The organism is Streptomyces sp. NPDC055103 (assembly GCF_053607625.1).
Genome location: NZ_JBSGTX010000028.1, coordinates 21,455 through 43,717, shown reverse-complemented (window position 1 = coordinate 43,717; position 22,263 = coordinate 21,455). Strand labels below are relative to the sequence as shown.

The 22,263-nt window shown below is 73.3% G+C and carries 27 protein-coding genes; 11 read left to right on the top strand and 16 right to left on the bottom strand.

Annotated elements, in window-relative coordinates; all coding sequences use genetic code 11:
• Positions 1 to 5 precede the first annotated feature (5 nt).
• Entirely contained in the window at positions 6 to 695 is a 690-nt protein-coding gene (locus tag ACWFR1_RS19290) for an adenosylcobinamide amidohydrolase (protein WP_453552643.1), read from the top strand.
• 38 nt (positions 696 to 733) lie between these two features.
• On the opposite strand, the gene ACWFR1_RS19285 is transcribed toward ACWFR1_RS19290, so the two are convergent.
• From ACWFR1_RS19285 to ACWFR1_RS19255, 7 genes are all read right to left on the bottom strand, one after another.
• Positions 734 to 1,390: an alpha/beta fold hydrolase gene (locus tag ACWFR1_RS19285; RefSeq protein ID WP_453552641.1), complete on the bottom strand. Its 657-nt coding sequence runs from the start codon at positions 1,388 to 1,390 to the stop codon at positions 734 to 736.
• A gap of 239 nt (positions 1,391 to 1,629) precedes the next feature.
• The gene (locus ACWFR1_RS19280; protein WP_453552640.1) at positions 1,630 to 2,343 is read right to left on the bottom strand and encodes a DUF6230 family protein; all 714 of its coding nucleotides are present in this window, start codon (positions 2,341 to 2,343) and stop codon (positions 1,630 to 1,632) included.
• Complete coding sequence (locus ACWFR1_RS19275; protein ID WP_453552638.1) at positions 2,340 to 2,957, bottom strand: hypothetical protein; 618 nt, start codon at positions 2,955 to 2,957, stop codon at positions 2,340 to 2,342. The genes ACWFR1_RS19280 and ACWFR1_RS19275 overlap by 4 nt, the downstream gene beginning before the upstream one ends.
• Positions 2,954 to 3,454: a DUF6114 domain-containing protein gene (locus tag ACWFR1_RS19270; protein ID WP_453552637.1), complete on the bottom strand. Its 501-nt coding sequence runs from the start codon at positions 3,452 to 3,454 to the stop codon at positions 2,954 to 2,956. The genes ACWFR1_RS19275 and ACWFR1_RS19270 overlap by 4 nt, the downstream gene beginning before the upstream one ends.
• The gene (locus ACWFR1_RS19265; protein WP_453552635.1) at positions 3,448 to 4,212 is read right to left on the bottom strand and encodes a DUF6230 family protein; all 765 of its coding nucleotides are present in this window, start codon (positions 4,210 to 4,212) and stop codon (positions 3,448 to 3,450) included. The genes ACWFR1_RS19270 and ACWFR1_RS19265 overlap by 7 nt, the downstream gene beginning before the upstream one ends.
• Positions 4,209 to 4,763 (bottom strand): DUF6114 domain-containing protein, encoded by a 555-nt coding sequence (locus ACWFR1_RS19260; protein WP_453552633.1) that lies wholly within the window; start codon positions 4,761 to 4,763, stop codon positions 4,209 to 4,211. Before ACWFR1_RS19260 ends, ACWFR1_RS19265 begins: the two co-directional genes overlap by 4 nt.
• 130 nt (positions 4,764 to 4,893) lie before the next feature.
• Positions 4,894 to 5,574 carry a DUF6230 family protein gene (locus tag ACWFR1_RS19255; RefSeq protein WP_453552631.1) on the bottom strand — a complete coding sequence of 227 codons (681 nt, stop codon included), beginning with the start codon at positions 5,572 to 5,574 and terminating at the stop codon, positions 4,894 to 4,896.
• A 191-nt stretch (positions 5,575 to 5,765) separates the two neighbouring features.
• On the opposite strand from ACWFR1_RS19255, the gene ACWFR1_RS19250 reads away from it, so the two are divergent.
• Positions 5,766 to 6,383: a TetR family transcriptional regulator gene (locus ACWFR1_RS19250; protein ID WP_453552629.1), complete on the top strand. Its 618-nt coding sequence runs from the start codon at positions 5,766 to 5,768 to the stop codon at positions 6,381 to 6,383.
• Between the two features lie 67 nt (positions 6,384 to 6,450).
• On the opposite strand, the gene lepB is transcribed toward ACWFR1_RS19250, so the two are convergent.
• Positions 6,451 to 7,041, bottom strand: coding sequence for a signal peptidase I (gene lepB / locus ACWFR1_RS19245; protein WP_453552627.1), 591 nt, complete (start codon positions 7,039 to 7,041; stop codon positions 6,451 to 6,453).
• Between the two features lie 231 nt (positions 7,042 to 7,272).
• Here lepB and ACWFR1_RS19240 point away from each other — a divergent pair, with 231 nt between their 5' ends.
• Entirely contained in the window at positions 7,273 to 8,481 is a 1,209-nt protein-coding gene (locus ACWFR1_RS19240) for an NAD(P)/FAD-dependent oxidoreductase (RefSeq protein ID WP_453552625.1), read from the top strand.
• Between the two features lie 93 nt (positions 8,482 to 8,574).
• A complete protein-coding gene (locus tag ACWFR1_RS19235; RefSeq protein WP_453552745.1) occupies positions 8,575 to 9,480 on the top strand; it encodes an RNA polymerase sigma-70 factor in 906 nt (301 codons plus the stop codon).
• A gap of 93 nt (positions 9,481 to 9,573) precedes the next feature.
• Here the strand turns inward: ACWFR1_RS19235 and ACWFR1_RS19230 are convergent, their stop codons facing one another.
• A complete protein-coding gene (locus tag ACWFR1_RS19230) occupies positions 9,574 to 10,668 on the bottom strand; it encodes an AraC family transcriptional regulator (protein WP_453552623.1) in 1,095 nt (364 codons plus the stop codon).
• Positions 10,669 to 10,804: 136 nt separating this feature from the next.
• Here ACWFR1_RS19230 and ACWFR1_RS19225 point away from each other — a divergent pair, with 136 nt between their 5' ends.
• Positions 10,805 to 11,209 (top strand): Rieske (2Fe-2S) protein, encoded by a 405-nt coding sequence (locus ACWFR1_RS19225; protein ID WP_453552621.1) that lies wholly within the window; start codon positions 10,805 to 10,807, stop codon positions 11,207 to 11,209.
• Here ACWFR1_RS19225 and ACWFR1_RS19220 read toward each other — a convergent pair.
• Entirely contained in the window at positions 11,196 to 11,876 is a 681-nt protein-coding gene (locus tag ACWFR1_RS19220; protein WP_453552619.1) for a cysteine hydrolase, read from the bottom strand. The two genes, ACWFR1_RS19225 and ACWFR1_RS19220, sit on opposite strands and share 14 nt — an antisense overlap.
• A 76-nt stretch (positions 11,877 to 11,952) precedes the next feature.
• Here ACWFR1_RS19220 and ACWFR1_RS19215 point away from each other — a divergent pair, with 76 nt between their 5' ends.
• Complete coding sequence (locus tag ACWFR1_RS19215) at positions 11,953 to 12,411, top strand: pyridoxamine 5'-phosphate oxidase family protein (protein WP_453552617.1); 459 nt, start codon at positions 11,953 to 11,955, stop codon at positions 12,409 to 12,411.
• Positions 12,412 to 12,436: 25 nt separating this feature from the next.
• On the opposite strand, the gene ACWFR1_RS19210 is transcribed toward ACWFR1_RS19215, so the two are convergent.
• Positions 12,437 to 13,339, bottom strand: a complete 903-nt coding sequence (locus tag ACWFR1_RS19210) for a LysR family transcriptional regulator (RefSeq protein WP_453552615.1) — start codon at positions 13,337 to 13,339, stop codon at positions 12,437 to 12,439.
• A gap of 74 nt (positions 13,340 to 13,413) precedes the next feature.
• On the opposite strand from ACWFR1_RS19210, the gene ACWFR1_RS19205 reads away from it, so the two are divergent.
• Positions 13,414 to 14,529, top strand: coding sequence for a DMT family transporter (locus ACWFR1_RS19205; protein WP_453552613.1), 1,116 nt, complete (start codon positions 13,414 to 13,416; stop codon positions 14,527 to 14,529).
• A gap of 65 nt (positions 14,530 to 14,594) precedes the next feature.
• On the opposite strand, the gene ACWFR1_RS19200 is transcribed toward ACWFR1_RS19205, so the two are convergent.
• Complete coding sequence (locus tag ACWFR1_RS19200) at positions 14,595 to 15,929, bottom strand: aminotransferase class I/II-fold pyridoxal phosphate-dependent enzyme (RefSeq protein WP_453552611.1); 1,335 nt, start codon at positions 15,927 to 15,929, stop codon at positions 14,595 to 14,597.
• A 35-nt stretch (positions 15,930 to 15,964) separates the two neighbouring features.
• Between ACWFR1_RS19200 and ACWFR1_RS19195 the strand changes: the two genes are divergently transcribed.
• The gene (locus ACWFR1_RS19195; protein WP_453552609.1) at positions 15,965 to 16,642 is read left to right on the top strand and encodes a pyridoxamine 5'-phosphate oxidase family protein; all 678 of its coding nucleotides are present in this window, start codon (positions 15,965 to 15,967) and stop codon (positions 16,640 to 16,642) included.
• 17 nt (positions 16,643 to 16,659) lie between these two features.
• The gene (locus ACWFR1_RS19190) at positions 16,660 to 17,304 is read left to right on the top strand and encodes an FMN-binding negative transcriptional regulator (protein ID WP_453552607.1); all 645 of its coding nucleotides are present in this window, start codon (positions 16,660 to 16,662) and stop codon (positions 17,302 to 17,304) included.
• Between the two features lie 33 nt (positions 17,305 to 17,337).
• Here ACWFR1_RS19190 and ACWFR1_RS19185 read toward each other — a convergent pair whose 3' ends face one another.
• The 3 genes from ACWFR1_RS19185 to ACWFR1_RS19175 all read right to left on the bottom strand — a co-directional run bounded on the left by ACWFR1_RS19185 (position 17,338) and on the right by ACWFR1_RS19175 (position 20,289).
• Complete coding sequence (locus tag ACWFR1_RS19185) at positions 17,338 to 18,300, bottom strand: DMT family transporter (protein WP_453552605.1); 963 nt, start codon at positions 18,298 to 18,300, stop codon at positions 17,338 to 17,340.
• A 181-nt stretch (positions 18,301 to 18,481) separates the two neighbouring features.
• Positions 18,482 to 19,549, bottom strand: a complete 1,068-nt coding sequence (locus ACWFR1_RS19180; protein ID WP_453552603.1) for an EamA family transporter — start codon at positions 19,547 to 19,549, stop codon at positions 18,482 to 18,484.
• Between the two features lie 41 nt (positions 19,550 to 19,590).
• The gene (locus tag ACWFR1_RS19175) at positions 19,591 to 20,289 is read right to left on the bottom strand and encodes a Clp protease N-terminal domain-containing protein (protein WP_453552601.1); all 699 of its coding nucleotides are present in this window, start codon (positions 20,287 to 20,289) and stop codon (positions 19,591 to 19,593) included.
• 196 nt (positions 20,290 to 20,485) lie between these two features.
• Here ACWFR1_RS19175 and ACWFR1_RS19170 point away from each other — a divergent pair, with 196 nt between their 5' ends.
• Together ACWFR1_RS19170 and ACWFR1_RS19165 are read left to right on the top strand one after the other, a co-directional pair.
• Complete coding sequence (locus tag ACWFR1_RS19170) at positions 20,486 to 20,710, top strand: hypothetical protein (protein ID WP_453552599.1); 225 nt, start codon at positions 20,486 to 20,488, stop codon at positions 20,708 to 20,710.
• A 68-nt stretch (positions 20,711 to 20,778) separates the two neighbouring features.
• Positions 20,779 to 21,207: a type II toxin-antitoxin system Rv0910 family toxin gene (locus tag ACWFR1_RS19165; protein WP_453552597.1), complete on the top strand. Its 429-nt coding sequence runs from the start codon at positions 20,779 to 20,781 to the stop codon at positions 21,205 to 21,207.
• Positions 21,208 to 21,273: 66 nt separating this feature from the next.
• On the opposite strand, the gene ACWFR1_RS19160 is transcribed toward ACWFR1_RS19165, so the two are convergent.
• Positions 21,274 to 21,888, bottom strand: coding sequence for a PadR family transcriptional regulator (locus ACWFR1_RS19160; protein ID WP_453552595.1), 615 nt, complete (start codon positions 21,886 to 21,888; stop codon positions 21,274 to 21,276).
• Between the last annotated feature and the right edge of the window lie 375 nt (positions 21,889 to 22,263).

Sequence of the window (22,263 nt, the reverse complement as noted above, 5' to 3'; positions counted from 1 at the left end):
GGGAGGTGCTTCCCCGAACCCTCCTCACGAGCCCGTCCCTCGCCGACGCCGCCCTGCTCACCCACAGGGAACAGGGCCGCGCGTGGCCCCTCCTGGCGTGGGCCCCGGGACCCGGCGTACGGATGGTGTCGAGCGCCGTCCTCGGCGGCGGCATCGGGGAACGGGCGTGGGTCCTCAACGCCCAGGTCCCGCCCGGCTACGACCGGCTGGACCCCGTCGCCCACCTCCGCGCGCTGGCCTCCGGAGCCGGGCTCGAAGGCCCCGGGGTGGGGCTCATGACGGCGGCCTCGGTCGAGAACCGGCGGCACGCGACGGACGGTGGTGCCGAGGCCGTCGTCACCGCCGGGATCGGCGTACGGGGATGGGCGGCCGCACCGGGAGAGGGCGGTGTGGCGGCCCCGCGCCCCGGGACGATCAACATCATCGTGTCGCTGCCCGTGCCGCTCACGGACGGCGCCCTCGTCAACGCGGTCGCCACCGCCACCGAGGCGAAGGTGCAGGCCCTCGTCGAACTCGGCGCCGACGCCTCGGGCACACCGACGGACGCCGTCTGCGTGGCCGCCCCCTCCCCTACAGGGACCGGGCCGTCCCCCGAGTCGTTCGCCGGACCGCGGTCGCTCTGGGGCGCGCGGCTCGCGCGCGCGGCGCACCGCGCGACGTACGAGGCCTGCGCCGGACTCCTCCTCCGGCCGTAAAGCCCGCTTCTGGCTGACGGACCCGATCCTGGGGGCTCTCAGCCGTGCGAGAGCAGCGCCGCCGTGAGCTCGGCCGCGCGGCGGTGCCAGAGGCCGGCGCCCCGGAGCATGGCGTGGCCGCCGGTCGGCATCGGGATGCCCGCCGCGTCCGCGCCCGCCGCCCGCGCCCTGCGGACGAAGTCCCAGGACTCGCGCGCCGACGTGACGCGGTCGGTCTCGTCGTGCAGGAGGTAGAGCCGTCGGCCGCCGAGGTGGTCGACGGGCTCGCCGGTGGGGCACCAGGGCGCGAGGGCGACGACGCCGCGCACGGCCGGGGCGCCGGCGGCGCTGAGTGCGGCGCGGCCGCCCATGGAGTGGCCGAGGAGCACGACGGGCACGGTCCCGACGCGGTCCCGGAGCCGGACGAGGGCGGCCTCGGCGTCCCGGGCGGCGTCGGCGCGCGAGCCGTTCCAGCCGCGGTGGCGGTAGCGGACCTCGGCGACCAGCACGTCCCGGCCCCGGACGGCGCGGGTCACGGCGGCGACGAAGGGCCGCATCCGCAGGGCGGGCAGGTTGAGCGCGGGCGGCGGCTCCGGCCCGTCGGCTCGGCCCCCGTGGAGCAGCAGAACCGCCGCGGTGGGCACCGCCGGCGAGCTGCGGACCAGGAGGGCGCCGGGCTCGGTCGGCTTCGCGCGGCAGCCGGTCCCGGAGGTCATCGGGAACCCGCGCGGCTCGTGCGGACCGCCTGGGCCACCTGCGCCGTTTCAGCCGGATGAGCCGGGTGAGCCGGATGGCCCCGACGAGCCGGATGGCCTCGACGGGTCGCAGCGGCCCTGCGGGCCGCGTGTCCGGGTCGCCGCGCCATGGGTGCCTCCAGGAGTCGCCTGCCGCTCCCCGCCACCTATGGTCCGCCCACGACGCGCGGAGAGACGACCGTGAGGGCCGCAGTCTGCCATCACGGCGTCCCGGGCGTGCCGACGGGCCCGGGTGGGGCGGGACAGGCGACCGTGCCGGGCCTGACGGCGAGCTTGATTCTCGGGGTGGTGAGAAGGCCCGGGATCTGGAAGTCCTGGGCGGTGCCGACGATCCGGTCGAACTTCGCGTAGCGCGCCTGGATGCCGAAGCGGTGCTGCGGACTGTCGAGCGGGTTGGGGACGTACGCCCCGGACGCGTCCTTGACCGTCTTCACGTCGGCGCCGTTGACGTTGAGATCGACGATGCCGTCCATGTCGAGGACCCCGGTGGCGGTCCGCAGGTCGAGGACGGTGTTCCGGGTCCGGATCTCCCACGAGCCGGGGTTGTCGTCGCCGAGGGTGAGCAGCAGCGTGTACGTGGCCCCCGCGATCGCCTGTCGTTGGCTGAGGCACAGTCCGTTGAGCACACCGTCCGCGAAGCCCATGCGGAGTACGCGGACGGTGCCGGTGGTGCCGTCGGACCGGACGACCTCCTGGTCGACGACCGCCGCGCCGTACTGCGTCCCGTACAGGCTGCTGGTCGTGAAGTCGACGGGGCGGTCCTGGATCCGGAGGCCGACGGCGAGCGCGCCGCTGGCCATGGCGGACCCGAGGCCGGCCGCCGCCAGCAGCGCGGGCACGGCGACGGCGAGCGAGCGACGCCAGTGGGTGCGTCCTTCGGGGGCGGAGTGGCGGGGGTGACGGTCGGGGCTCATGGGACGGTCACCGTGATGGTTCCGGGGAGGTGGACGGGGTTGTCGGTGGAGTCGAGCGCGGCGTGGTCGTCGACCGTACGGATCGCGTAGATGTCACCGGCGAAGTCCTCGGCCCCGGCGGTCAGAGGGATGAGGGAGCCGAAGAAGTCGAGCAGCCCCTGCACTCCGCAGATCTTGACGAGGACCCGGACGCAGACGTTGGTGATGTTCCCCCACATCGTGGTCGTCTCCGGTTTCCCGGCGCTGTCGTAGCCGCCGAGGGAGCCCTCGCCCGGCACGTCGATGGTGACGGTGTGCCCCGCCGCCCGCTGGGTCACGTTCATGTGCGAGCGGATCTTGAGTTTGGTGAAGGTGTACTGGGTCGTCGTCCGGGTCGTGCCGTCGGAGAGCCTGATGGTGACGTTCTTGTCGACGGTCATCGAGACGGCGACCATGCTCGCGATCGTGACGTGCAGCGGGTCGGGGGACGGGAGGAAGGGCACGCCCAACGGCTCGGGCGCGGCGACCGCCCGGCCCGTGGCGCCGCTCGGCTGCCCCGACCAGACGGCCGTGGCCACGGCGAGGAGCAAGGCGGTGGTCACCGCGGTGAGCCGGGACCGTACGCGGCGCGTCACCCTTCCACCGCCGTCGGCACGCCCCGGTCCGTCGGCCTGTCCGCCGCCCGCACGCCCCGGTCCGCCGGCCTGTCCGCCGCTCGGCGGCGCGGGCGCTTGGCGCCCCAGCCCACCGTCATCGAGCCGCCGAGGACTCCGAGCGTCATGCCGAGGAGGAAGCCGCCGAGGTTGGAGACGACGAGGGAGACGACCGCGAGGACCACGCCGATGAGCCCGAAGGTGTAGCGCTGGGAGGGCAGCGCCATCGGGATCAGGCCGCAGAGGATCATCCCGCCGCCGACGAGGTAACCGGCCACTCCCCCGAAGCCCGTGCTCACGATCAGCTGGAGGGAGCTGAGGGAGAACCTGAGAACGGTCCACCCGCCGGCGACCAGCCACACCCCGCCCCAGAAGGGGCGGGTCCTGCGGAAGGCCCGGAACCACTCGTACGCGACCCTCACCCGGCCCGGCACACCCGGCCCGCCCGCCGTGCCCTCCTCGCTCACCCGGCTCAGCACGTCGTCGCCGATCCCGCGACGACCCTGATCCTCAGGTCCGGCAGGACGAGCGCCCCCGCCATCTCCGCGTCGTACGCGGTCGCGTTCAGCCCGTGCAAGGTGATCGAGCTGCCTCCCTCGCCGCCCGCAGAACCGAGTCCGAAGCCGCCGGGCAGCGCGCCCGTGAGCGGCTTGCCGGCCACGGTGACCTGGTCGGCGGACTGGCCGAGTACCGCGTTCTGAAGGGTGGTGGGCCCGTACGACTGGAGCTCGGTGGCCTGGATGTACAGGTTCGACGCGTCGATGTCGGTGGTGAACGTGCCGGGCGGCGCGGCCGTCACCTTCTGGCCGCCCGTCAGGAGCAGCGAGTACGGGACTCCCGCGATCGTCTGGTGCACGACGCCGCAGAGCCCGGCGAGCCCGGCGCTGGCGAAACCGACGCGCGCCATCGCGGTGTTCGTGGTCGTCGTGCCGTCCGGGCGCCCGACGGCCGGGGTGTTGACGATGGCCCCGAAGCCGGAGCCCTCGACGCCGTTGGAGGTCAGGGTGAAGGGCTGCCCGGTGACGCTGAAGTTGGCGGCGAGGGCCCCCTGTGCCAGCGCGGCTCCCAGGGCGCCGACGGCGATCGCCGAGGGGACGAGGGCGAGCGCGCCGCGCCCCCAGCGGGTGCCGCGCCGGGTGCCGTCGGAGGCCTCGGCGAGCATCCGGGCGTTCCACTCGGCGGCGGTGCGGGTGCCGGTCGCGCGGATCCGGCCGAGACGGGTCGTCAGATGATTCATACGGATCCGCTCCCTACGGACACGGGCGATGGGGTGGCGGAGCGCGTACGGCGGAAGGGACCGCCGCCACCGCGCCGCCGGGCGGGCTTCTCCGGCAGCCAGGCGAAGGCCATGGAGCCGCCGAGGACGGAGAGGAACATTCCGACGAAGAGGCCACCGAGGTTCGAGAGGGGGAAGGAGGCGACTCCCGCGATCACCGCGATGACGCCGGCGGTGTGGCGCTGACCGGGGAGCAGCAGGATCAGCAGGGCCATCGCCATGAGGACGACACCGCCCGCCATGCCCGCGATGCCTCCGACACCGACCTGGAGGATCTTGCCGAGCGGCGCCATCGGCAGGAAGAAGATGACGAAGCCGCCGGTCCCGGTCCAGAGGGCCGCCCAGAAGGGCCGGGTACGACGCCAACGCCGAAAGGCCGTACGTGCGCCACGCCGGACGGGTGCAGAGGCCGCGGCTCCGGTCGGCTCAGGCGGCGGATGGACGGTCATGAGGCCCTCGCAGTCGATGGTCGGGACGGACGTGCCCACTCGCGTCGGCAGGGGTCCGGTCAAGTCAAGTCAAGTCACGTCAGGTCAGGTCAGGTCAGTGGATAGCTGGGTGGCCGGGCCGGTGGGACGGAGCCGGGGATCCGCGTCCTCCTCGCAGCGACGCGGATCCCCGGCGTCCGGCATCAGGGACGGTTCAGCAGGGCTTGTCGCCGTGGGCGATCGCGATCGCCAGGTCCGGCAGCGTGATCGCGCCGGAGATCGTGGCGCCGTTGGCGTCGGCGTTGAGGTTCTTGATGTCGGTCCGGCCGCCGGTGGCGTCCAGGCCGAACTGGCCCGGGGTGCCGTCGTTGATGCCGGTGCCCTTGATCCCGGCGCCGTCGGCCGCGGCGCCGATGACGTTCGGGGTGGCGTCGCTCGCGTTCAGCGTGGCGGTGGCGGCCTTGAGCGACTGCGCGTCGAGGACCAGTTTGTTCGCCTGGAGCCCGGCGCCGGCGACGAGTTGGTCGCTGGTGAGCGGGGTGGCCGCCGCCGGTGAGGAGATGTTGAGCGACCAGGTGCCGAGGCTGCCGACGACCGGGAGGTTGACCGACTGGACGGCGTGGACGCAGATGCCGTCGAGACCCGCCTTGGCGATGCCGACCTCGGCGGCGCCCTTGGCCCCGCCGGCGTCGATCGTGTGCATGACCGCGCCGATGCCCTGCGGAGCGGCGACGGTCTTCGAGCTGAGGGTGAAGGGGACGCTCGTCAGCGAGAGGTTCGCGGCGAGCGCGCCCTGCACCATCGCCGTGGCCATGGCCGCCACGGCCGCGGTCGCGGGCAGGGCCAGGAACGCCGATCTGCGCCAGCGGGTGACGCCTCTGTGTTCTTCCTGCATGTGAACTCCAACCGTCGTCCCGCGCCGGCGGCGCGGGTGGGTGTGGACACGGCAGCCGTGCGTCTCGCGGCCGGACGACCGAGGACGGAGGACACTTCACTACTGCCTGTTCGAGAATTGGACAGTTACCGAGGATGTGTCAACACTCTGGACAGTTCTGAGGAGAATTCCCGCTGGACTAGGCTGGGCCGATGGCACGGTTCAGGGAGACGGTCCGGACACTGCTGCGCGAACGCCTCCTGGACGCGGCGTACGAGGCGGTCGCCGACCGCGGTTTCGACAAGCTCCGGATGGCCCACCTCGCCGGAGCCGTGGGCGTCAGCAGGCAGACGCTGTACTCCGAGTTCCCCTCCAAGGAGGCGGTCGGCGAGGCCCTGTTCCAGCGCGAGTTGGAGCGCTGCCTGCTCGGCATCCAGCAGGGCCTGGACGCGCACCGGGACGACCTGCGCGCGGCCGTCGAGGCCGCCGTCGGCTTCACCCTCACGCTGGCCGGCCGGAACCCGCTGATCAAGGCCGTCCTGACCAGCACCGGCGAGGACGGTCTCCTCCCCTACCTCACCACCCGGTCCGCGGCCGCGTTCGAGACCGCGACGGCGATGGCCGACGCGTACGTCTCGGAGGCCTGGCCCGGCATGGACCCGGTCGCGCGCGAGCTGGCCGTGGACGCGGCGGTCCGGCTGACCGCCAGCCACATCGTCCAGTCCACCGCGTCGCCCGAGGAGTCGGCCCGCCGTATCGCCGACACCGTGGTCCGGGTCGCCCTGAGCACGGGCGAGGAGACCCTCGCGCCCACCCGGCAGACGGGCTGACGGCCCCGGCCCCTCACGGACCGGGCCCCGATCGCCCCTCCAGCCCCGATCGCCTCTCCAGCCCCGATCACCCCTCCAGCCCTGGCCGGCCGCCCAGGCCCGGCGAGGTCGAGAAGGGGAAGACCCGGAGGCCGACCCTCCCCTCGACGCGGCCGAGTTCCCCCCAGCCGTACGACCGCGAGTCGTCCGACAGATCGGGGTTGTCCCCCAGATAGAAGAACGCGCCCTCGGGCACGGTCCGCAGCTCCGGCCGCGCCGACCGGGTGCCGTCCGGCGCGCAGCAGGCGCCGACACGGCTCACTCGCGCCGTCCACTGCGGCGCCACCACGCGGAGGACGGGGCCCTCGCCCCGCTCCTGGAGGAGGACCTCGAAGGGCCGTTCCGGCGTGGAGGCGATGGCGACCCGATCGCCGGGCAGTCCGATCACCCGCTTGACGAGCAGCGCGTCCCTGCCGGTCACCCGGAGCAGCACGACGTCGAAGCGGCGCGCCTCGCCCGCCGAGCCCGGCGCGACGAGCAGGCGGTCCCCCTCCGTGAGGGTGGGCGTCATGCTCGTGCCGTCGACGCGGACGCTCAGCGATGTGACGGCCACCGACGCGAGGAGACAGAGCAGGACGCCGGTGCCGAGGACGGCTCCGGCCGCCCGGCGCGCGTTCACCGGCGACCGGCGGGGTCCGGGGGCCGGACGGCGCCGGACCGGTCGATTGCGGTCATGGCGGGACGGTAGGCCCGGCGGTGGGCGGCGGCCGTGACCGTACCGCTCACGGTTGTTGACCGCGCGACACCACCGTCACACTCCCGCCGGAGTGACCTGCATCACATCGTGTCACAGGGTCCGGTCGGGCGGTGTCTTGTGCACGAACCGCTGGAAACGAATGGAGACACCGCGATGGGGAACACCGAAGTTGTCGTGATCGGCGGCGGGTACGCCGGAGTGATGGCCGCGAACCGTCTGACGCAGCGCGACGACGTGAGCGTGACGCTGATCAACCCGCGCCCGGACTTCGTCGAGCGGATCCGCCTGCACCAGCTCGTCGCCGGGTCCGACGACGCGGTCGTCGCGTACACGGAGGTCCTGCGCGAGGGCACCACCCTCCTGGTCGACACCGTGACCCGGATCGACGCGGCCGGGCGCAACGTGACCCTGGCGAGCGGCGGCACCGTCCGCTACGACTACCTGGTCTACGCGGTCGGCAGTGGCAGCGCCGACCCGCGCGTGCCCGGCGCGGCCGAGTTCGCCTACCCGATCGCGGACCTGGAAGAGGCGCAGCGGCTGCGGCCGGCCCTCGACGCCGCGGCCATGACGGCCCCCGTGACGGTCGTCGGTGGCGGTCCGACCGGCATCGAGACCGCCGCCGAACTGGCGGAGACGGGCCGCGCCGTGACCCTGGTCTGCGGGAGGGTGCTCGGCCCGTACCTGCACCGGCGCGGTCGCCGCTCGGTCGCCAGGCGGCTCGCGGCCCTCGGGGTGACCGTGGTCGAAGGCCCGGGGGCGAAGGTGACGGCCGTGACGCGCGACGCCGTGCTGCTCGACGACGGCCGCACGCTGCCGAGCGCGGTGACCGTCTGGACCGCCGGCTTCGGCGTGCCGGACCTGGCCGCGCGCAGCGGGCTGAGCACCGACGCCCTGGGCCGTCTGCTCACGGACGAGACGCTGACGAGCGTGGACGACGACCGTGTCATCGCGGCCGGGGACTCGGCGGCGCCGTCCAACCTGCCGCCGAGAATGAGCTGCCAGGCCGCGACGCCGATGGGTGCGCGGGCCGCCGACACGGTCCTCAGCCGGATCGCGGGGGAGGCGCCCGAGCCGCTCAACTCGGTGTTCGCGGGCCAGTGCATCAGCCTGGGCCGAGGCGGCGGCATCTTCCAGTTCGCTCACCGGAACGACATCGCGCTGTGGTTCCACATCGGCGGTCGCACCGGCGCGAAGGTCAAGGAGATCGTGTGCAAGGGCACCGTGAAGCACCTGGGCGAAGAGGCGCGCGAGCCCGGCAAGTACGGCCTGCACCGGGTCTCGGGAGGCGGCCAGCGCGAGAAGCTGCTGGGGGCCGCGCGCGAGCGCGCGGAGCGGGTGGGCCATGATCTCACCCACCGATGAGAAGGATCTTGCTGTGGACGCGTACGCGGGGACCGAAGGCGACCTTGGCCGACCGAGAAGGAACGGGGTGGAGGCATGAGCGACCATGAAGGCATGAGCGACCGGGCCGCCGACCCGGCGACCGAGTCGTTCGTCGCCCACCGCAACCTCCTCTTCACCGTCGCCTACGAGATGCTCGGCTCGGCGGCCGACGCCGAGGACGTCCTCCAGGAGACCTGGCTGCGCTGGGTCAAGGTCGACCTGGAGGAAGTGGGCGACCAACGCGCCTACCTGGTCCGGATCACGACCCGACAGGCACTCAACCGGCTGCGCACCGCGAGCCGGCGCCGGGAGTCGTACGTGGGCCCCTGGCTGCCCGAGCCCATGCTCACCGCGCCGGACGTCGCCGAGGACGTGGAGCTCGCCGAGAGCTTGTCGATGGCGATGATGCTCGTCCTGGAGACGCTGTCCCCGACGGAGCGCGCCGTCTTCGTCCTGCGCGAGGCCTTCGGCTTCGGGTACGAGGAGATCGCGGCCGCCGTCGACAAGACCCCCGCGGCCGTCCGTCAGATCGCGCACCGCGCCCGTCAGCACGTCGACGCCCGCCGTCCGCGCCGGACGGTCTCCGCGAGCGAGACGCGGGCGGCCCTGGAGTCGTTCCGGCGCGCGTTCGAGACCGGGGACGTCCAGGGCCTGCTCGACGTCCTCGCCCCCGAGGTCGTCTACATGGGAGACGGCGGCGGGATCAAGCACGCCGCCTTGCGTCCCGTGCTCGGGGCCGACAAGGTGTCCCGCCTCATGGCGGGCTTCACCGCCAGGGCCGACGGGGTCGGCATGACGATCACCCTCGGCCCCACCGTCGCCAACGGCAGCCCGGCGCTCCTCGTCCGCCTGGACGGCGAGATCGACGGCGTCATGGCGGTCCACGTCGAGGACGCCCGCATCACCGGCGTCTACTTCGTCCGCAACCCGGAGAAGCTCTCGCGCGTGACATCGGAGACGCCGCTCACCCTGCGCTGACGCCCCGGACTCCCGGGGCGGGTGAGTAGGGACCGCCGGCCACCGACCAGGGACCGCCGGCCACCCGACCACGGATCGCCGCCGGAGGCGCCCTCACCCGCCCCGGGCCCGAAAGGCCCGGGGCGTCTCGCCTGTCCAACGCCGGAACGCCCGGTGGAACGCGCTGGGTTCCGAGAAGCCCAGCTGCCGCGAGAGCCGCTCGATGGAGACCCGGCCGCCGGCGAGTTCGGCGAGGGCGTGGTCCCGCCGCACCTGGTCACGAAGCCGCTGGTACGTGGTCCCCTCGGCGGCCAGCCGACGGCGGAGGGTCTGCGGGCTGACGGACAGCCGGTCGGCGAGCTGTTCGGGCGTCGGCACCGGCTCCACGGGCAGAGCCGTCCCGATCAGGTGCCGGACGCGGCCCGTCACCGTACTGCCGTAGTCGGCGCGGACGAGCACGTCGGCCGGGGCACGGCGGAGGAAGGCCTTGAGGGCCGCCGCGTCGCGCAGGACGGGCTCGTCGAGGTCCGCCCGGTCGAAGACGACCGCCGTCCGCCGGGCGCCGAAGACACAGGGCACGCCGAACAGGAGGGCGTACTCCTGGGCGTGCCGGGGCTCGGGGTGGGCGAACTCGACGCGCCGCAGACCGATCCGGCGGCGGATGAGCCAGCCGGCGAAGCGGTGGGCGACGAGCACGGTGGACTCGACACCGAAGTGGAGGGGGTCGTCGTACCCGGCGACGTCGAACTCCATCCGGGCCTCGTCGACCCCGCCCTCCCCCACCCGCCCGATCGCGGCCTCCCCCGCCCATCCGCTCCCACCCTCCCCCGCACGCCCCTCCCCCGGCTCGACGAGCCGGAATCGCGGCCCGGCGGGGAAGAGTGCGTAGAAGGCCTGGCTCCGCCGGAGCGCCTCGCGCAGGTCGCGGCTGCCGTGGACCACGGCATGGCCCATCATCGCGAAGGTCCCGACCTTGCTGGGCGCGCCGCCGAAGCCGATCAACTCGTCGTCGAGGACGGCCCACAGCAGCCTCACGAGCCGCCCGAACTGTTCCGCCGACACCCTCGCCCCCGCGTCCCCGAGGAGGTCGGCGGGCAGTCCGGCCCGGGCGAGCAACGGCTCGGGCGCGAGTCCGCGCCGCTCGCCGCCCAGCAGCACGGCGCGTACGTGGTGGGCACTGACGCCGACCAGGTCGGTTGACACTTTCATCGCCACGTGTCCATGTTCCGACATTCCACCAAGAACTGTAAGGCGCCCGAAGACCCGATCCTGTGAACGGGGCACAGGTCACACCCGTACCGTCGGGTGCCAACACACCAGTGCGCGAAGGAAAGAGGGGCAGCACATGAGCGGAGTGGCACGCAGGACGGTGGTCTCGGCGGCGGGCGCCGCGGGCCTGGCGGCGGCGCTCGCGGCCTGCGGCGGCGACAGCGGCGAGGACAAGGGCACGGAGGAGCAGGCGGGCGCCACCCTGGCGCGGACCGGGGACATCCCGGTGGGCGGCGGCAAGGTCATCGGCGGTCAGGGCCTGGTGATCACCCAGCCGAAGGCCGGCGAGTTCCATGCCTTCTCGTCCAAGTGCACCCACGCGGGCTGCGCCGTCAGCGAGGTCAAGGACGGCGCGATCGTGTGCCCCTGCCACCAGAGCCACTTCGACGTGTCGGACGGCAGCGTGAAGTCCGGCCCGGCGACCGCCCCGCTGCCGCCGATGCCGATCCAGGTGGTGGGCGACGCGATCAGCCTCGGCTGACGGGACCTCCGGGGCGGACCGTACGCCGGGGAGCCTTCCAGCAGCCCAGCACCTCGTCCGTCGTCGTGATCGTGGCGACGAGGGCCAGGGTGTTCCGGATCATCGCGGGGGTGTAGTCGGCCGGCACGCCCGCGATGGCGTCGCCCGGCACGACGACCGTGTAGCCGCGGTTCACGGCGTCGAAGACGGCGTTGGGCACGGCCACGTTGGCGGAGACGCCGGTCACGATCAGCGTCCGGCAGCCGAGGTTGCGGAGGAGCGCGTCCACGTCCGTGCCGGCGAGGGGCGAGAGCCCGTGCAGGCGGCGGACCACGATGTCCTCCTCCGCGACCTCGATCGGTTCGGCGATCCTCACGGCCGTGCTGCCGCTGTGCTGCTGCACCGGCAACCGGGCGGCGGCCCGGAAGAGCCGTGCGTTGGTGTTGGCTCCGCGCCCGTCGGGGCGTCGCTCGGCGACGGCGTGGATCACCTGGACGTCCGCCTCGTGCGCGGCGGCCACGAGCCGCGCCACGTTCCGCAGGGCGCCCGACGCGCGCGCCACGGCGGCGAGTTCGGGTAGGGCGCTCTGCGCGCCGACGACTCCCCGCTGGCACTCGACGGTGAGGAGTACGACCCCGCCGTCCGGACGGATCCACTCCTTGAGCCGGTCTCTCGCACTCTCACTCATGGTCTCCCCTTGCCTGCGGGCGAATGGCCCTCCATGCTTTCTGACGTCTCATCAGAAATCCAGAAGGGTGCGGACGATGACCGTCGCACAGCGCCATGGACGCCGGATCATGATGACCCCGGCCGAGCTCGATTCCTTCCTCGCCGAACAGCGCACCTGTCGGGTGGCGACCGTGTCCGCCGACGGCCGGCCGCACGTGAGCGCGCTCTGGTTCGCCTGGGACGGCAGCTCGCTGTGGTTGTACTCGCTGACGCGCAGCCGCCGTTGGGCGGAGATGCGCGCCGACCCGAGGATCGCGGTCGTGGTGGACGACGGCGAGGAGTACGGAGAGCTGCGGGGCGTGGAGCTGTCGGGGACGGTCGAGTTCGTCGGCGAGGCGCCCCGCACCGGCGAGCCGTGCCCCGCACTCGAAGCGCCCGAACAGCTCTTCGCCGCCAAGAACTTCGGTCTGGAATCGATGCCGCACGACGGCCGCCACGCCTGGGCGAGGCTGACCCCGGAGGCCGTCGCGTCCTGGGACTTCCGCAAGATCTAGAACCCGGGTGGTCGCGGGGCGGCCGTCAGCTCCCGAGGGGCTCGGCCGCCGCTCGCAGGGCCGCGGCCACCGCGCGTACGGAGGGACGGCGGCCCGCGTCACCGCGCCAGGTGGCGTAGATGTGCCGCCGCATCTTCTGCCGTACGGGCACGAAGACGACGCCTTCCGGCAGCGGGCGGCCGAGGCGCGGCGTCACGCACACCCCGAGCCCTGCCGCCACCAGCGCCAACTGGGTGTGGTGCTCGCCGGCGAGGTGCCCGATGCGCGGCTCGATGCCCTGCGAGCGCAGCGTGAACATCAGCCAGTCGTGACAGAACTCACCCTCGGGCCAGGACACCCATTCCTCGTCGGCGAAGTCCACCAGGTCCACCGACTCCCGCCCGGCCAGCCGGTGCCCGGCGGGCAGCGCCACGTCCGCCGAGTCGTCCAGGAGGTGCGCCCGCTCCAGGCCGCCCGGCACGGGCGCCCGCTTGTTGCTCCAGTCCAGCACGATCGCGAGGTCCGCGTCGCCGCGCAGCACCGCGCGCACCCCCGGCTCGGGCTCCAACTCCGTCGTCCGTACACGGAGTTCTGGATGGGCGGCGGTCAGGGAGGCGAGCGCGGCGGGGATGAGCCCCCGGGCCGCCGACGGGAAGGCCGCGAGCCGCACCTCGCCCACGACCCGGCCACTCTGCGCCTCGATGTCGGCCTGGGCCAACTGGACCTGGGAGAGGATCCGGGCGGCGTGCTCGGCGAGCAGCAGACCGGCGTCGGTGAGCCGCACCCCCCGGCCGTTCTTGGCGAGCAGCTGCTGCCCCACCTCGCGCTCCAGCTTGGACAGCTGCTGGGAGACGGCCGAGGTGGTGACGTGCAGCCCGTCGGCCGCGCCGCTCACCGAGCCGTGCCGTGCGACGGCATCGAGGGTCCGCAGGCGCTCCAGATTCAACATGTAAGCGATACTAAGGGGAGGGGTCGAAGAAGTCTCGCTTGTCCTAAGGGGTTGAGGGGCGTCACCCTGAGCGCATGAGCCCCGCAGTCCCGCCCGGTCCGTCCCCCGCCCGCACCACCACCCCCGCCTCTCCCACCTTCCCCAGCGCCTCAGCCCCCGCCTCCCGCACCACTTCCTCGCGCCTCTCGCACCGCACCCGGCTGCTCGACTGGCGCGTCCGTTTCGGCGCCCTGGCCCTCATATGGGGCTTCAGCTTCCTCTTCATCAAGGTCGGCACGGAGGGCTTCGCCCCGTTCCAGGTGACGTTCGGGCGCCTGCTGTTCGGTACGGCGGTGCTCGCCGTCACCCTGGCCGTGAAGCGCGACCGGCTGCCGCGCGGCGCCCGGGTCTGGGGCCATCTGACGGTCGCGGCCTTCCTGCTCAACGCACTGCCGTTCTCGCTCTTCGCGTACGCGGAGCTGACGATCCCCTCGACCCTGGCGGGCATCTGCAACGCGACGACTCCTCTCTGGGGCATGCTGCTCTCGCTCGTCGCGCTCTCCGAGGACCGCCCGACCCGGGTCCGCGCCGCCGGCCTGGGCATCGGCTTCATGGGGGTGCTCACGGTGCTCGGCGCGTGGCAGGGCTTCTCCGGCCTCGACGTGACCGGCACGGCACTGGCCCTGCTGGCCTCCTTCAGCTACGCGGTGGGCTGGATCTACGTCCGCAGGACACTGAGCGACACCGGCGTCTCACATCTCTCGCTCGCCGGTTCGCAGGTGGGCCTCGCGACGCTCCAACTAGCCGTGGTCACCCCGCTGTTCACCTCGATGCCGAAATCGGTGGAGGTCGTGCCGCTGCTCGCCGTGATCGCGCTCGGCGCGCTCGGCACCGGCTACGCGATGCTGCTCCAGTACGGCGTGGTGGCGGAGGTCGGCCCGACGACGGCCTCCATGGTCACGTACTTCATCCCTGTCATCGCCACGGCGGCGGGCGTGGCCGTCCTGGGCGAGCAGCTCAGCTGGAACACCCCGGTCGGCGCGGTGATCGTCCTCGCGGGCGCCGCGCTCACCCAGACCCGCGCCTCCCGCCGTACGCCCCCGACAACGCCACGACCGGCGACCGCCCTGGCGACGGCCCCGACAACGCCACCACCGGCGACCGCCCTGGCGACGGCTCCGGCAGCGGCCCCGGCGGCGAAGACCCCGTAACCCAGCCCCACACCTCCCCCCTCACGCACTCCCGCGCCCAACACCCACCCCCCGCCCCTCACCCCTCACCCGTAACTCCGCGCGGGCGCCGGTCCCGCCGCCCGTGCGACGGCCTCGGCGAGGGCCTCGACGTCCGCGACGGCGAGGCCCGAGACGGTGACCCGGACAGCCGGCCCCGCGTCCATCCGGAAGCGCGCGCCCGGCGCGACCGCCCAGCCCTCGGCCATGAGCCGCGCCACGGCGCCCGTCTCGTCCGCGACCGGCACCCAGACGTTCATGCCGACGCGTCCGTGTGCCTCGATGCCCCGCCGGGTGAGCGCCCGCACCAGCCCGTCGCGCCGCTTTCCGTACGAGCGGGCGACAGTGGCCGGGTCGACGGCGCCCGAGGCCCAGAGGTACGCGACGGTCCCCTGGAGCAGCCGGCTGACCCAGCCGGGGCCGAGCCGCTGCCGCCCGAGGACCCGGTCGACGGTCTCCGCGTCCCCGGTGAAGGCCGCGATCCGCAGATCCGGCCCGTACGCCTTGGCGACCGAGCGCACGAGCGCCCAGCGGTCGGTGACCCCGGCGAGCGGATGGAGGGGCTGCGCGACGATGCCGTGCCCGTGGTCGTCCTCCACGAGCAGGACGTCGGGGTGCGCGGCGAGGACCCGCCGCAGGTCACGCGCCCGCTCCTCCGTCACGCACGCCCCGGTCGGGTTCTGCGCCCGGTCCGTCACGATCACCGCCCGCGCGCCGTCACGCCGGATCGCCTGCTCGACCCCGTCCGGCAGCGGCCCCTCGTCGTCGACGGCCACGGGCACGGGCCGCAGCCCCAGCGCCGGCACGAGGTCGAGCAGGCTGCCCCAGCCGGGGTCCTCGACGGCGACGGCGTCCCCGGGCCTGAGGTGCGCCGCGAGGACCCGCTCGATGGCGTCGAGGGAGCCCGAGGCGACACCGACCGGCCCGGCGGGCACGCCGTCCGCGTCGAAGGCGGCCCGCGCGAGCCGCCCGAACTCCTCGTCGACGGGAGCCTCTCCGTACATGCCGGGCAGCTCGGCGTACCGCCGCGCGACCTCGGCGAAGGCCTCGGCAAGCGGCGGGAGCAGCGCGGGGTCGGGGTTGCCGGTGCTCACGTCCCGGACCCCGGCGGGGGCGTGCACACGGAGCGAGCCGCGCGCGGTCGTGGCGGGCCGTGGCCGCACCCGGCTGCCGCGCCGGCCGTCCGTCTCGATGACCCCGCGCTCACGCAAGGTGCGATAGGCGGCGGCGACCGTGTTGGCGTTCACTCCCAGTGTCAGCGCCAATTCCCGCATGGGCGGAAGAAGTTGGCCGGGCGCGAGGGCGCCCGCGCCGACTCCGCGCTCGACGCTGGCGGCGATGTCCGATGCGCGACGACCTTCGATCCGATACTCTCCTAGCACAAACATGATTATGCACTAGTGCAATGGAGTTCGCAATGTCCGCCACCTCCGCCGCCGAGACCTACGCGCCGACCGACCGGACCGTCCCCACCCGCAACCGCGACCGGGCGTCGTACGACAAGGCCCTCGTCCACTCGATACTCGACGCCGCCTCCGTCTGCCACCTCGGCTTCGTCCGCGACGGCGCGCCGGTCGTGCTCCCGACGCTCTACGGCCGCGTCGGCGACCGGCTCTACGTCCACGGCTCCACCGGCTCGCGGCCCCTGCGCATGGCGGGCGACGGCGAGAAGGCCCCCGGCCTGCCCGTCTGCCTGACCGTGACGCACGTCGACGGCCTCGTGCTCGCGCGTTCCGCGTTCCACCACTCCCTCAACTACCGCTCGGTCGTCGTCCACGGCACCGCCCACCAGGTCACCGACCCCGAGGAGCTGCGTACCGCCCTCGACGCGCTCGTCGACCAGGTCGTCCCGGGCCGCTCGCGCGACTCGCGGCCGGCGAACGCCAAGGAGCTCGCCGCCACCGCCGTGATCCGGCTCGACCTGGAGGAGGTCTCCGCGAAGGTCCGCGCCGGCGGCCCCAACGACGACGCGGAGGACCTCGACCTCCCCTACTGGACGGGCGTGGTCCCCGTCCGCACGGTCCACGGCACCCCGGTCCCGGCAGACGGCCTCGACCCGGCCGTCGCCCTGCCCGACTACCTCGCCGCTCTCTGAGGACAGGAGCACCCACGATGCTGATCCACCCCTGGGACGCCCCCCTCGACGACAGCGAGTGGCGCGGCTGGCTCTCCCGCCACGACTTCGGCCAGCTCGCCGTCAACGGCCTGCCCGGCGAACCGCCGTGGGTGCAGCCGATGCACTTCCGGTACGAGGACGGGCCCGGCCCGTACGGCCGTGCCCTCGCCCACCTGGCCCGCCCCAACCCGCTGTGGCGCGCCCTGGAGGCGAGCCCGACGGTGCTCCTGAGCGTCGTCGACGACTACGTCTTCGCGCCGGGTCCGTGGACGGTGGCCGACGGCACGGCGCCCGAGCACGGAACCCCGACGTCGTACTACGCGGCCGTCCAGCTGCGGTGCACGGCGCACGTGGTCGACGACCCGGCGGAGAAGGCCGAGCTCCTCAACCGCCAGGTCGCCCACTTCCAGCCGGACGGTGCCACCGCCCTCGCGGCCGCTCGGGAAGAACCGTTCGGCCGCCTCCTCTCGGGCATCCGCGTCCTGAACCTGGAGGTGACGGAGGTACGGGCCAAGTTCAAGTACGCGGGCAACAAGCCGCCGGAGGTCCAGGAGCGGATCGCGGACCGGCTGGCCGAGCGCGCGGGCCCCGGCGACCTCGCCGCCCGAGCCCACCAGCTGCGCCGACGCACCGCGCAGTAGCCCGAGCCCCCGCACCACCACCACCTACAACGCCTACACCGCTACGGCCTCCCGCCGCCGTACGGCCACCGTCCTCGCCTCGGCGAAGGCGAGGCCCGTGACGGCGGCGAGCAGCAGCAGGGTGCCGAGGACGACCGCTCCGGTGAGCCGCTCGCCCAGGAGCGAGACGGCGATCAGGGCCGCGCTCACCGGCTCCAGGAGCATGATCACGGAGACGGTGGAGGCCCGGACGACGGCCGCACCGGCGAAGTAGAGCGCGTACGCGAGGGCGGTCGGCACGGCCGCCACGTACACCAGCAGGAGGAGGACCCGCACCGGCGATTCGGTGTGCGGTACGAGTCCCTCCGCGACCGCCAGGGGCAGCAGCCCGACCGCTCCGATCGCGAAGGCCCAGGTGGTGGTCGACAGGGCGTCCGTCGCACCGCCGTCGCGCCCGAGCCACCGGGTGAGCAGGGTGATGGCGGCGTACCCGGCCGCCGAGACGACGGCGAGGGTCACACCGAGCGGCCGCACCTGGGCGGCGCCGCCGCCCAGGACGAGGACGGCGAGACCGGCGAGCGCCCCGCCGGCGGCGAGGAGTCCGGCGCGGCCGAGGCGCTCACCCATGGTCAGCCGCGCGCCGACGGCGATGAGGACCGGTCCCGCGCCCAGGCTGACGACGGTGCCGACGGCGAGCCCGGTGTCCTGGACGGCGGCGAAGTAGGCGCTCTGGAAGACCGTGAACCCGATCCCCGTACCGAGGATGCGGGCCGTGCGCCGGCCGCGCGGCTCCCCGGCGATGCGGGCGACGGCGCGGCGGGGCCGCAGGGCCAGCGCGCCGAGCAGCAGGACGAGCCCGCCGACGCAGCGCCAGAAGGAGAGCGCGAGCGGGCCCATGTCGCTGACGCGGAAGATCAGCGAGGCGGCGGCACCGGCCGTGCCCCAGGCGATCCCGGCGACGATCAGATAGAGGAGGCTCCGCCCGACGGGCAGGGCGGATTCCGAGGAGTTCGGCACGTGACTTCTCCGAGGAGGAAGAGGGAAGGATGGTCGCTCGCTCCGCGCGCGGACAGCGACGAACCACTCGGGGCGGAGATCCGCGCCCCCGAGCCGGGCCCTCGTCAGAAGAAGTCGCCGCGCGCGCTAGGAGGCGGGCGGCGGCGGCGTCGAACGTACGATCACGTGCATGAGCGGCACGTTAGGGGGCGGTCCGCCCCACCGACAACTCCTTTTCGTCCCGCCCGACGACTCCGCCCTGGGAGCCACTGCCGGAATCGCTCGCGGAGTCACTCCCGGCATCACTCCCGGAGTCGTTCGCGGCACCACCCCCGGAGGCCGCCACCGGATCGGACGGCGGCGCCTTGGGCGTCGAGGACTGCGCGATGAAGGCCCCGACCAGGACGAGGGCTCCGCCGAGGATCTGCGGCGCGTCCAGGTGCTCGCCGAGCAGCACCCAGGCCAGGACGGTCGCGACGACAGCCTCCAGACAGGCCACGACCCCCGCGACCTGCGGAGAGAGCCGGCGCACCGAGATGACGCCGGTGACGTACGCGAGGACCGTGGCGATCAGCACGATCCAGCCGAGCAGCAGCCACGCGGGCACGCTGCTCCCGTCCATGTCGGCGCTGCCGCCGAGGATCGCCCAGTCCATGCCCCAGGGCCGGGCCACGACGGTGAGGACGAGCGCGCCGATGAGCAGCCCGTAGGCGATGACTCCGAGCGGATCGGCCTGCTCGGCCTCGTCGGCCCCCTGGTCGGAGAGGACGAAGTAGCCGACCTGGCAGCAGGCCGCGGCGAGGGCCAGGAGCAGACCGACGAGATCGAAACTCAGCCCGGACCAGACCTGGACGACACACGAGAGGCCGCCGACGGCCAGGACGACGCCGAGCGCCGCGGCACGGGTGACGGGCCGGCGCTGGACGAAGCGCACCCAGCCGAGGACGAGGGCCGGGGCGAGGTACTCGATGAGCAGCGCGACACCGACGGGGATGCGGGAGATCGAGGCGAAGTAGAAAGCCTGGACACCGGCGACGGCGAGCAGACCGAAGCCCACGAGGAGGGCGGGTTTGCGGCGCAGGAGGTCCCGGTGGCGCCAGGCCACCGGGAGCATCACGAGCGCGGCGCCGGCGACCCGGAGCCACACCACATGGAGCGGGTCGAGTCCCGCCTCGATGAGCGGCTTGGCCGCCACACCTGAACCACCGAATGCGAAGGCCGAGGCCAGGGCAAGTCCCAGGCCGGCGCTTCTCCCCTGAGACGCGTGCATCGGGCCATCATGACAGGACGCGGTCAGGGGCGTAACCCCCGTCACACCTGTTGAGACGACCGCCCGCCCAAGAGCTCGACACGCCCCTCACTACCGACCTCACCACCACTCGGCGTACCGCCCTCGCCCCCACCCTCGCTCCACCCGTCGAAACGGGCATCGCATCGGGCATCGACGTGGGCATCGACACGGGCGACCAGCGCGACCGGATCGACCCCGGCCCTCCGCAGCACCTCGACGGCCCGGTTCTCGGGATCGGCGGCGACCCCGACGAGCAGATCGAGCCCGCGGGCGCGTTCGTCCCCGCGTCCGGCGGCCTGCCGGAAGGCGCCTTCCAGGGCGGTGGCCGCCGCAGGCGACCAGCCGAAGGCTCGATCGTCGCCGCTTCGAGGCTCGGCCTCGCGCATGGCGGGCAGGAGGCGCCGGGCGCCGGATTCCTCGACCGAGCGCTGCCAGCGCAGGCCGTAGCCGATGGACCGCTGGGCGAGGTAGCCGAGGACGCGGGCGAGCTGATGCCCGCTCTCGAAGACGGCCCCGACCTCCGGGTCCGACTCGATGAGCGAGTGCAGGAGGTGCGCGGTGTCGATCTGGCGGTCCCCGTCCCGGAGGGCTCTGCGGCGCGCGCCCGCCACGACGGCCGCGAGCGAGGGCGTGAGAAAGGACGCGAGCTCGGCACGCGGGGCGACGGACTGCGGAAGAGACTGCCGGAGCGGCTGCGGGCGAGGAACGGGACGGTGCACCCTTCCACCTCATCAGGCCGGGACGGCCGGGACATCAGCGGAGAGAAGCATGTCCGCATCCCACCGGAGTTGGGCACAGGCGCACGGTTCCTCCTCCTTACGGATGAGATTGCCCGCGTTCGCCTCCAGGGGCGCGCGCCGACTTGCATCGCGCCCCCCGCGCAACCGCGGGCCCGTTGCCGTTCGTCTTCCGAACGTGTTCTGGATGGTGGCTCTGCTCGCGCGCGACGGACGGCAGTACGTGTACCGGGTGTACGCACCCCGGGAGGCGCTGCCGGCCGACCTGTTCTGGGCCGCGTTCCACTGCCACGAGGAGGACGGGGGGCCGCGCGCCTCCGACTGCTTCGACTCGGCCGAGATCTGGTGGATCGGCGACGGCGCGGGGCCGGCGGCGGCAGAACTGATGGTTCATCAGTATTGAATGTTCGCGCCCACCCGACTACGTTCCGCGACACCGGAACCAGTTGGCACGCCTGAAGGGGTGGTCGCATGGCCGAAGTCAGCGCGGAGGCACGGATCGAGGCGCCGGCCGGGAAGGTCTGGGCGCGCCTCACGGACTTCTCCTCGTACGGCGAGTGGAACGCCACGCACACCAGCTTCCCGAGCGGCGGCCCCGCGGCCCTGGAGACGGGCGCCACCTTCACCGAGAACATGAAGCTGATGGGGTTCCCCGCCGAGGTGCTGTGGACGGTCGAGGAGCTGGAGACCGACCGGGCGCTCGCCATCAAGGGCAAGGGCCCGATGGGGGTGACCGTCACCACGCGCTACTCGCTCGCCCCGGACGGGGACGCGACGACGGTACGGATCGACGGAGGGTTCGCCGGTGCGGCGGTCTCGCTGATGGCGGGCAAGCTCAAGGACTCGGCGACGGCGGCACTGACGGAGTCGCTCCGCAAGCTCTCGGGCCTGGTCGCCTGACCGGACGTACGAGGAAGGCCCCGCGGTCGCACCGACCGCGGGGCCCTTCACACTCACTCGCGCCGATCAGGCCTCGTCGGCCAGGATGAGGTACAGCTTCTTGCGGGCTTCGTTGATCACGCCGACGGCCTTCTGCCGCTGCTCGGCGGTGCCGGTCTTCCAGACCTGGCCGAAGGCCTCCATCAGACCGAAGCCGGCCTGCCGGATCTCGTTCACGGCCTCCCAGTCGACCCCGCGCCCGGCCTCTTCCCAAGGAGCCTCCGGCCCCTCCTCGGCCTCGGCGCGCCCGGCGTCGGTGAGCGTGAACAGCTTCTTGCCGCCCTCGCTCGCGCTGGTGATCAGCCCCTCGTCCTCCAGCATCTGGAGGGTGGGGTAGACCGAACCGGGACTGGGCTTCCAGGCCCCGTCGCTGCGCTCGCCGATCTCGCGGATCATCTCGTAGCCGTGCATGGGACGGTCCTTGAGGAGCGCCAGGATCGACGCACGCACGTCACCGCGCCGCGCCCTCCCCCGCCCGCCACCACGCCCGCGCCCACCCCCGAAGGGGCCACCACCCCCGAACCCGGGCCCGAACGGCCCGAACGCGGCCCGCCGCCCCTCGAAGTCCCCCCGACCCCCGGGGCCGCAGGCCCCACGCCCGGCTCCGTGTCCGTTTCCGTACTCGTGTCCATGTGAACGCATCGCAACGCTCCTTCCATCGGGATTACCTCATTGAACTGTCGCGATACCTCAACGATATATCGGAACCGATCGCCAAGCAACAACGAACACGCGCGCGTCCGCGACTTGCCTCCGTGAAGGTGGACGTCGTCTCGGGCAAGCTGCACCGATGTGGATCTGCCTCGGCGAAGGCCGACGACCGGGCGGTCTTCTCAGGGAGGGTCGATGGCGCGCTTCACGAGCAGCCGGCCTCATCCGGCCGAAGTCATCCGCCTCAATGGCCCCGACTCCGAGTTGTAGGGTGCTGAGTCCTCGGCATGGCGCGGGCTACGGAGTGAGGGAGGTGATGCCGGGTGTGGCAGGTTGTCGACGAGGTCGAGCGGGTGCGGTGGGACT